Source organism: Streptomyces racemochromogenes, from assembly GCF_044129415.1.
In the GTDB taxonomy this organism is placed as follows: domain Bacteria; phylum Actinomycetota; class Actinomycetes; order Streptomycetales; family Streptomycetaceae; genus Streptomyces; species Streptomyces racemochromogenes_A.
In genome coordinates, this window is the sequence record NZ_JBBDHD010000197.1 from 1 (window position 1) to 8,840 (window position 8,840).

At 68.8% G+C, this 8,840-nt stretch carries 9 protein-coding genes; 1 reads left to right on the plus strand and 8 read right to left on the minus strand.

Annotated features, from left to right (window positions below; translation table 11 throughout):
• Positions 1–133: 133 nt before the first annotated feature.
• Positions 134–1,990 (plus strand): glycosyl hydrolase family 18 protein, encoded by a 1,857-nt coding sequence (locus WDV06_RS34825; RefSeq protein WP_395513824.1) that lies wholly within the window; start codon positions 134–136, stop codon positions 1,988–1,990.
• Positions 1,991–2,059: 69 nt separating this feature from the next.
• On the opposite strand, the gene WDV06_RS34830 is transcribed toward WDV06_RS34825, so the two are convergent.
• The 8 genes from WDV06_RS34830 to atpE all read right to left on the minus strand — a co-directional run.
• Complete coding sequence (locus WDV06_RS34830; protein ID WP_211275098.1) at positions 2,060–2,506, minus strand: DUF2550 domain-containing protein; 447 nt, start codon at positions 2,504–2,506, stop codon at positions 2,060–2,062.
• Between the two features lie 128 nt (positions 2,507–2,634).
• A complete protein-coding gene (locus WDV06_RS34835; protein ID WP_045948891.1) occupies positions 2,635–3,009 on the minus strand; it encodes a F0F1 ATP synthase subunit epsilon in 375 nt (124 codons plus the stop codon).
• A 105-nt stretch (positions 3,010–3,114) separates the two neighbouring features.
• The gene (atpD, locus tag WDV06_RS34840) at positions 3,115–4,557 is read right to left on the minus strand and encodes a F0F1 ATP synthase subunit beta (RefSeq protein WP_395513825.1); all 1,443 of its coding nucleotides are present in this window, start codon (positions 4,555–4,557) and stop codon (positions 3,115–3,117) included.
• A complete protein-coding gene (locus tag WDV06_RS34845; protein ID WP_395513826.1) occupies positions 4,557–5,474 on the minus strand; it encodes a F0F1 ATP synthase subunit gamma in 918 nt (305 codons plus the stop codon). The genes atpD and WDV06_RS34845 overlap by 1 nt, the downstream gene beginning before the upstream one ends.
• 20 nt (positions 5,475–5,494) lie before the next feature.
• On the minus strand, positions 5,495–7,090 hold the full coding sequence (gene atpA, locus WDV06_RS34850; RefSeq protein ID WP_395513827.1) for a F0F1 ATP synthase subunit alpha: 1,596 nt from the start codon (positions 7,088–7,090) through the stop codon (positions 5,495–5,497).
• A gap of 134 nt (positions 7,091–7,224) precedes the next feature.
• On the minus strand, positions 7,225–8,040 hold the full coding sequence (locus tag WDV06_RS34855; RefSeq protein WP_395513828.1) for a F0F1 ATP synthase subunit delta: 816 nt from the start codon (positions 8,038–8,040) through the stop codon (positions 7,225–7,227).
• Complete coding sequence (locus tag WDV06_RS34860; RefSeq protein WP_384754104.1) at positions 8,037–8,576, minus strand: F0F1 ATP synthase subunit B; 540 nt, start codon at positions 8,574–8,576, stop codon at positions 8,037–8,039. The genes WDV06_RS34855 and WDV06_RS34860 overlap by 4 nt, the downstream gene beginning before the upstream one ends.
• 43 nt (positions 8,577–8,619) lie before the next feature.
• Positions 8,620–8,840, minus strand: a 221-nt coding sequence (atpE, locus tag WDV06_RS34865; RefSeq protein ID WP_395513829.1) for an ATP synthase F0 subunit C, incomplete at its 5' end; no start/stop codon positions are given.

Sequence of the window (8,840 nt, forward strand, 5' to 3'; positions counted from 1 at the left end):
TTTTATCACCCCTAATGTGTGTGTTTTGTTTGAATTAAAAAGGGGGGGGGGGGGGGGGGGGGGGGGGGGGGCGGGGCCCCGCCGGGGGGGGGGGGGGCCCCCCCCCCCCCCACGGACCTCCGGAGGAGCACCCTTGAGCACAGCACCCCCACGACGCATCCCCCTCTTCAGGAGGCTGGCCGCCACCGCGGCCGCCCTCGCCCTTCCCGTCGCCGGCCTCATCGGCCTGGCCGGGCCCGCGCAGGCCGCCGCCTCCGCGACCGCCACCTACACCAAGGTCTCCGACTGGGGCACCGGCTTCGAGGGCAAGTGGACGGTGAAGAACACCGGCACCTCCGCCCTCAGCAGCTGGACCGTGGAGTGGGACTACCCGGCCGGCACCCAGGTGACCTCGGCCTGGGACGCCACCGTCACCAGCTCCGGCACCCACTGGACCGCCAAGAACGTCGGCTGGAACGGCACCCTCGCCCCCGGCGCCACCGTCAGCTTCGGCTTCAACGGCAGCGGCCCCGGCGCCCCCTCCGGCTGCAAGGTCAACGGCGGCTCCTGCGAGGGCGGCACCACCCCCACCGACAACCCGCCCTCGGCCCCCGGCACCCCCACGGTCTCGGGGCTGACGGAGAACGCCCTGACCCTGTCCTGGCCGGCGGCCACCGACGACAAGGGCGTCAAGAACTACGACGTCTACCGCAACGGCACCAAGCTCACCACCGTCACCGGCACCACCCACGGCGACAGCGGCCTGACCAAGGGCACCACCTACACCTACACGGTCACCGCCCGCGACACCGCCGACCAGACCGGCCCCTCCTCCGCCCCCCTCTCCGTCACCACCCCCGGCGGCGGCACCGACCCCGGGCCCGGCCCGGACCCCGGCGCCAGGGTCAAGCTCGGCTACTTCACCGACTGGGGCGTCTACCAGCGCAACTACCACGTGAAGAACCTGGTCACCTCGGGCACCGCCGCGAAGATCACCCACATCAACTACGCCTTCGGCAACGTCCAGAACGGCAAGTGCACCATCGGCGACTCCTACGCCGACTACGACAAGGCCTACACCGCCGACCAGAGCGTCGACGGCGTCGCCGACACCTGGGACCAGCCCCTGCGCGGCAACTTCAACCAGCTGCGCAAACTCAAGGCCAAGTACCCGAACATCAAGGTCGTCTACTCCTTCGGCGGCTGGACCTGGTCCGGCGGCTTCGGCCAGGCCGCCCAGAACCCGGCCGCCTTCGCCCAGTCCTGCTACGACCTGGTCGAGGACCCGCGCTGGGCGGACGTCTTCGACGGCATCGACATCGACTGGGAGTACCCGAACGCCTGCGGCCTGTCCTGTGACACCAGCGGCGCCGCCGCCTTCAAGAACCTGATGTCGGCCCTGCGCGCCAAGTTCGGCTCCGCCAACCTGGTCACCGCCGCCATCTCCGCCGACGGCTCCAACGGCGGCAAGCTCGACCTCGCGGACTACGCCGGCGCCGCCCCGTACGTCGACTTCTACAACGTGATGACGTACGACTTCTTCGGCGCGTGGGACGCCAAGGGCCCGACCGCCCCGCACTCCCTGCTGACCTCCTACACCGGCATCCCGATCGCCGGCTTCAACTCCGAGGCCGCCATCACCAAGCTCAAGGGCAAGGGCATCCCCGGCTCCAAGCTCAACCTCGGCATCGGCTTCTACGGCCGCGGCTGGACCGGCGTCACCCAGGACGCCCCCGGCGGCACCGCCACCGGACCCGCCCCGGGCACCTACGAGCAGGGCATCGAGGACTACAAGGTCCTCAAGACCAGCTGCCCCACCACCGGCACCGTCGCCGGCACCGCCTACGCCAAGTGCGGAAGCAACTGGTGGAGCTACGACACCCCCGCCACCATCGCCGGGAAGATGACCTGGCTGAAGAACCAGGGGCTCAAGGGAGCCTTCTTCTGGGAGTTCAGCGGGGACACCGCGGGCGGCGAACTCGCGAACGCCATCCACACCGGCCTGCAGTAGCCGCACACGACGAAGCCGGGGAGACGGGTCCGCCCCCGTCTCCCCGGCTTCCTCTGCGGTCGTGACGCGTCAGGCGACGTTCACCCTCTGCCCGGGCGGCGCGGCCTCCAGCCACGCCAGGAAGCCGGTCAGCGCGTCCTCGCTCATCGCCAGCTCCAGGCGCGTCCCCTGGTGGGAACAGCCGAGCACGACGGAGTCGGACAGCAGCGCCAGCTCCTCCTCGCCCTCCGGAGCGCGCCGTGCGAGCACCTCGATGGAGGAACGCTCCAGCAGCCGGCGCGGCCGCGGCGAATAGCTGAACACACGGAACCACTCGATGCGGTCACCGCTGTAGCGGGCGACGCCGTACACCCATCCCTTGCCGGAGACGTCGGGCTCCTCGGCCACGCCCCAGCGCAGGCTGCAGTCGAAGGTCCCGCCGGAGCGCTGGATCAGTCTGCGGCGCAGCCCGAACACGAACAGCCCGATCACCACCAGGGCTACGACCAGGCCGCTCACAAGCAGAGCGAGGAGCATCTTCACCGACCTCCTCGCTCATCGAAAACCGCACAAACAAAAAGTACGTACATCGCCTCAGCCGCGACCCGCGCCGGAAAATTCCGGAACGGACCGCGGCTGAGGTTTCACACTCTTCGGTACGGGGCTCAGTGCCCCGCGACCGCACGCAGCCGGACATCGGCGCGACGTTCGGCGGCCGCGTCAGCGTCCGCCTTCGCGCGCTCCAGTGCCCGCTCCGCCCGCTGGACGTCGATCTCGTCCGCGAGCTCGGCGATCTCGGCCAGCAGGGACAGCTTGTTGTCCGCGAACGAGATGAAACCGCCGTGCACCGCGGCGACGACCGTGCCGCCATCGCTGGTACGGATGGTCACCGGGCCCGATTCCAGCACACCGAGAAGCGGCTGGTGACCGGGCATGACGCCGATGTCGCCGGACGTGGTGCGGGCGACGACCAGGGTGGCCTCGCCGGACCAGACATTGCGGTCCGCCGCGACCATCTCGACGTGCAGCTCAGCAGCCAAGGTGGCTCCTCGGGTCACCACCCGGCGGGTCCGCCGGGTGTTGGGTCAAATTCTAATGGGCGTGGAGAGAGGGGCGGGACACACCCGCCCCTCTCCTGCGGAGCGTCAGGAGACGCCCAGCTCCTTGGCGTTGGCCTTCAGGTCCTCGATGCCACCGCACATGAAGAACGCCTGCTCGGGGAAGTGGTCGTACTCACCGTCGCAGATCGCGTTGAACGCGGCGATCGACTCGTCGAGCGGAACGTCCGAACCGTCCACGCCGGTGAACTGCTTGGCGACGTGGGTGTTCTGCGACAGGAAGCGCTCGACACGACGGGCACGGTGGACAACGAGCTTGTCCTCCTCGCCCAGCTCGTCGATACCGAGGATCGCGATGATGTCCTGGAGGTCCTTGTACTTCTGGAGGATCCCCTTGACGCGCATGGCCGCGTTGTAGTGGTCCGCCGCGATGTAGCGGGGGTCCAGGATGCGGGACGTGGAGTCCAGCGGGTCCACGGCCGGGTAGATGCCCTTCTCGGAGATCGGACGGGAGAGAACCGTCGTCGCGTCGAGGTGGGCGAAGGTGGTCGCCGGCGCCGGGTCGGTGAGGTCGTCGGCGGGGACGTAGATCGCCTGCATGGAGGTGATCGAGTGACCACGGGTCGAGGTGATGCGCTCCTGGAGGAGACCCATCTCGTCGGCCAGGTTCGGCTGGTAACCCACCGCGGAGGGCATACGGCCGAGCAGGGTCGACACCTCGGAACCGGCCTGGGTGTACCGGAAGATGTTGTCGATGAAGAAGAGGACGTCCTGCTTCTGCACATCGCGGAAGTACTCCGCCATGGTCAGACCGGCCAGGGCGACGCGCAGACGGGTGCCCGGGGGCTCGTCCATCTGGCCGAAGACCAGCGCGGTCTTGTCCAGAACGCCGGAGTCCGACATCTCCTCGATGAGGTCGTTGCCCTCACGGGTACGCTCACCGACGCCCGCGAACACCGACACACCGTCGTGGTTGTTGGCGACGCGGTAGATCATTTCCTGGATCAGAACGGTCTTGCCGACACCGGCACCACCGAACAGACCGATCTTTCCACCCTTGACGTACGGGGTGAGAAGGTCGATGACCTTGACGCCGGTCTCGAACATCTCCGTCTTCGACTCAAGCTCGTCGAAGTTCGGGGCCTTGCGGTGGATCGCCCAGCGCTCGGTGACCTCGGCGTTGGCCTCGGGGTAGTTCAGCACCTCACCGAGGGTGTTGAACACCTTGCCCTTGGTGAAGTCACCGACGGGGACGGTGATGCCCGCGCCCGTGTCGGTCACCGGGGCCTGGCGGACCAGACCGTCGGTGGGCTGCATGGAGATGGTGCGGACCAGACCGTCACCCAGGTGCTGGGCGACCTCAAGGGTCAGCGTCTTGAGCGCGCCCTCCTCGGCCGGGTCGGCGACCTGGACCTTCAGCGCGTTGTAGATGTCGGGCATCGCGTCGACGGGGAACTCCACGTCGACGACCGGGCCGATGACCCGGGCGATGCGGCCCGTGGCAGCGGCCGTCTCAACAGAGGTCGTCATTACTTGTCACTCCCCGCGGTCGCGTCGGCCATGGCGCTCGCGCCACCGACGATCTCGCTGATTTCCTGGGTGATTTCGGCCTGGCGGGCCGCGTTGGCAAGCCGGGAGAGGCTCTTGATGAGCTCACCGGCGTTGTCGGTCGCCGACTTCATCGCGCGGCGGCGGGCGGCGTGCTCGGAAGCGGCCGACTGCAGCAGTGCGTTGTAGATGCGGCTCTCGACGTAGCGCGGCAGAAGGGCGTCGAGGACGTCCTCCGCCGAGGGCTCGAACTCGAACAGCGGAAGGATCTCGCCCTTCTTGCCGTCCTCTTCCTGAGCCTGGTCGAGGCTGAGCGGCAGCATCCGGCCGTCCACCGCGTTCTGCGTCATCATCGACACGAATTCCGTGAAGACGATGTGCAGCTCGTCGACGCCGCCTTCGGCCGTCTCCGTCTGGATGGCCTCGATCAGCGGCGCCGCGACGCGCTTGGCGTCGGCGTAGGCCGGGCTGTCGGTGAAGCCGGTCCACGAGTCCGTGACCTTGCGCTCACGGAAACCGTAGTAGGCGACACCCTTGCGGCCGACGATGTAGTGGTCGACCTCCTTGCCCTCAGCGCGCAGCCGCTCGGTGAGCCGCTCGGCCTGCTTGATGGCGTTCGAGGAGTAGCCGCCGGCCAGACCGCGGTCGCTCGTGATGAGCAGGACCGCGGCGCGGGTCGGCGCCTCGACCTCGGTGGTCAGGGCGTGCTTGGTGTTCGAACCGGTCGCCACCGCGGTCACCGCACGGGTGAGCTCGGTCGCGTACGGCATCGACGCCGCCACCTTGCGCTGCGCCTTGACGATGCGCGAGGCGGCGATCATCTCCATCGCCTTGGTGATCTTCTTGGTCGCCGTGACGGCACGGATGCGACGCTTGTAGACCCGGAGCTGCGCTCCCATGAGTCAGGTCCCTTCCGTCGTCACTTGGAGACGTTGACGGCCGGCGCGTCCTCGCCCAGGAGCTTGCCGTCCGAGGTCTCGAACTGCCGCTTGAAGGCGGCGATGGCGTCGGCGATCGAGCCGAGGGTGTCGTCCGACATCTTGCCGCCGTCGGCGATGGAGGTCAGGAGGTCCTTGCGCTCGCGGCGCAGGTACTCCAGCAGCTCCGACTCGAAGCGGCGGATGTCGGCCACCGGGACGTCGTCCATCTTGCCGGTGGTGCCGGCCCACACGGAGACGACCTGCTCCTCGACCGGCATCGGCTGGTACTGGCCCTGCTTCAGGAGCTCCACCATGCGCTTGCCGCGCTCAAGGGAGTTCTTCGACGCGGCGTCCAGGTCGGAACCGAAGGCGGCGAACGCCTCCAGCTCGCGGTACTGGGCCAGGTCGACGCGGAGGCGGCCGGAAACCTGCTTCATCGCCTTGTGCTGGGCGGAGCCACCGACGCGGGAGACCGAGATACCGACGTTCAGGGCCGGGCGCTGACCGGCGTTGAACAGGTCGGACTCCAGGAAGCACTGGCCGTCGGTGATGGAGATGACGTTGGTCGGGATGAACGCCGAGACGTCGTTGGCCTTGGTCTCGACGATCGGCAGACCGGTCATCGAACCGGCACCCATGTCGTCGGAGAGCTTCGCGCAGCGCTCCAGCAGACGGGAGTGCAGGTAGAAGACGTCACCCGGGTAGGCCTCACGGCCCGGCGGGCGGCGCAGCAGCAGCGACACGGCGCGGTAGGCGTCGGCCTGCTTCGACAGGTCGTCGAAGATGATCAGGACGTGCTTGCCGGCGTACATCCAGTGCTGGCCGATGGCGGAACCGGTGTACGGCGCCAGGTACTTGAAGCCGGCCGGGTCGGACGCCGGGGCGGCGACGATCGTCGTGTACTCAAGCGCGCCGGCCTCTTCCAGGGCGCCGCGCACGGACGCGATGGTCGAGCCCTTCTGGCCGATGGCGACGTAGATGCAGCGGACCTGCTTGTTCACGTCGCCCGAGCGCCAGTTGTCGCGCTGGTTGATGATCGTGTCGACGGCCAGGGCGGTCTTGCCGGTCTGGCGGTCGCCGATGATCAGCTGACGCTGGCCACGGCCGATCGGCACCATCGCGTCGACGGCCTTGTAGCCGGTCTGCATGGGCTCGTGCACCGACTTACGGACCATGACGCCCGGGGCCTGCAGCTCAAGGGCGCGGCGGCCCTCGGTCGCGATCTCGCCGAGGCCGTCGATCGGGTTGCCGAGCGGGTCGACAACGCGGCCGAGGTAGCCCTCGCCGACGCCTACGGAGAGGACCTCACCGGTGCGGTGCACCGGCTGGCCCTCCTCGATACCGCTGAACTCGCCGAGGACGATCGCACCGATCTCGCGCTCCTCAAGGTTGAGGGCGAGACCGAGGGTGCCGTCCTCGAACTTCAGCAGCTCGTTCGCCATGGCGGAGGGCAGGCCCTCCACCTTCGCGATGCCGTCGCCGGCAACGCTGACCGTTCCGACCTCCTCGCGCGAGGCCGCGTCCGGCTGGTACGACTGGACAAAGGTCTCCAGTGCGTCCCGGATCTCCTCCGGCCGGATCGTGAGCTCCGCCATCTGGGTTCCCTGCTCTCCTTGTTGGGCCTGAAGCTTCTTAGGGGTCTGGGGGCGACCCCCAGGAATCTTCTGCAAGTTCTGCACGGCCCAACCGGGCCGCTAGGAATGCTTTGTATCTGTGTGGTGGCGGCTGGTCAGCCGGCCATGCGGCGGGACGCCTCGGCGAGACGCTCCGCGATGGTGCCGTCGATGACCTCGTCGCCCACCCGCACCGAGATCCCGCCGAGGACCTCGGGGTCCACGTCGAGGTTCAGGTGCATCTGGCGGCCGTACAGCTTGGCCAGCACCGCGCCGAGACGCTGCTTCTGCACGTCGCTGAGCGGGACCGCGCTGGTCACCGTGGCGACCATGCGGTCACGACGCGCAGCGGCGAGCGTCGAGAGGGACTCAAGGCCCCCCTCAAGGCTACGTCCACGCGGGTGCGTGACAAGACGGACGACCAGGCGCTCGGTGACGGCGTTCACCTTGCCGCCGAGCAGGCTGCGCAGCAGCTCGCTCTTGGCGGTGGCGGTGGCGGCACGGTCGGTCAGCGCGGCACGCAGTGCGGTGTTCGAGGCGACGATCCGGCCGAACCGGAACAGCTCGTCCTCGACGCCGTCGAGCGCGCCGGCCTGCTGGGCGGCCGTGAGGTCGGCGGTGGCCGCCAGCTCCTCCAGCGCGTCCACCAGGTCACGGGACTGCGACCAGCGGGACCGGGCCATGCCGGACACCAGGTCGAGGGTCTCCCCGCCCACCTGGCCGGACAGCAGCCGGCCGACGAGCTCGGCCTTGGCCTCGCCGGACTGCGCCGGGTCCGTGATGACCCGACGCAGCGAGACCTCACGGTCGAGCAGCGCGGTGACGGCTGCCAGCTCGCCGGCGAGCTTCGCCGCGTCGACGGACGTGTTGTCCGTCAGCGCGTCGAGACGCTCGCGCGCGGAGGCCAGCGCCTCGCGGCTCGCTCCGTTCATCGGGCCGCCTCGGCCTTCTCCTCAAGCTCGCTGAGGAAGCGGTCGATGGTGCGGCTCTGACGGGCGACGTCCTCAAGGGACTCGCCGACGAGCTTGCCGGCCAGGTCGGTGGCGAGCTTGCCCACGTCCTGACGCAGCGCCTGAGAGGCGGCCTTGCGGTCAGCGGCGATCTGGGCGTGACCGGCAGCGATGATCTCCTCACGCTGCCGCTGGCCCTCTGCGCGCAGTTCTTCCTTGAGCGCAGTGCCCTGCTCCAGCGCTTCCTGGCGCAGGCGCGCGGCCTCGTGCCGGGCCTCGGCGAGCTGGGCCTTGTACTGCTCCAGCACGCTCTGGGCCTCGGTCTGAGCGGCCTCAGCCTTCTCGATACCGCCCTCGATGGCCTCGCGACGCTCGTCCAGAACCTTGTTGATGTTCGGGAGGAGCTTCTTCGCGAGGAAACCGAAGACGATGACGAAGGCGATCAGACCGATGACGAGCTCGGGGATCGGCGGGACGAGCGGGTTTTCCGTCTCGGCCGCGAGAACCAGGAGGTTCACATCAGTGCCTTTCGTCTATTCGGACTAGTGGTCGCGGCTCGTCTTAGTAGACGAACGGCATGACCAGACCGATGAGGGCGAGCGCCTCACAGAAGGCGAAGCCGAGGATCTGGTTGGCGCGGATCAGACCGGCAGCCTCGGGCTGGCGGGCGAGGGCCTGCGTACCGTTACCGAAGATGATGCCGACGCCGACGCCCGGGCCGATGGCCGCGAGGCCGTAACCGATGGAGCTGAGGGAACCGGTGACGCCTTCGGCGGCAGCAA

What these genes read in the sequence shown, in the direction of transcription:
- atpD (WP_395513825.1), bottom strand. Translation starts at nt 4,557, where the DNA reads ATGACGACCTCTGTTGAGACGGCCGCTGCCACGGGCCGCATCGCCCGG.
- WDV06_RS34845 (WP_395513826.1), bottom strand. Translation starts at nt 5,474, where the DNA reads ATGGGAGCGCAGCTCCGGGTCTACAAGCGTCGCATCCGTGCCGTCACG.
- WDV06_RS34830 (WP_211275098.1), bottom strand. Translation starts at nt 2,506, where the DNA reads ATGCTCCTCGCTCTGCTTGTGAGCGGCCTGGTCGTAGCCCTGGTGGTG.
- atpA (WP_395513827.1), bottom strand. Translation starts at nt 7,090, where the DNA reads ATGGCGGAGCTCACGATCCGGCCGGAGGAGATCCGGGACGCACTGGAG.
- WDV06_RS34855 (WP_395513828.1), bottom strand. Translation starts at nt 8,040, where the DNA reads ATGAACGGAGCGAGCCGCGAGGCGCTGGCCTCCGCGCGCGAGCGTCTC.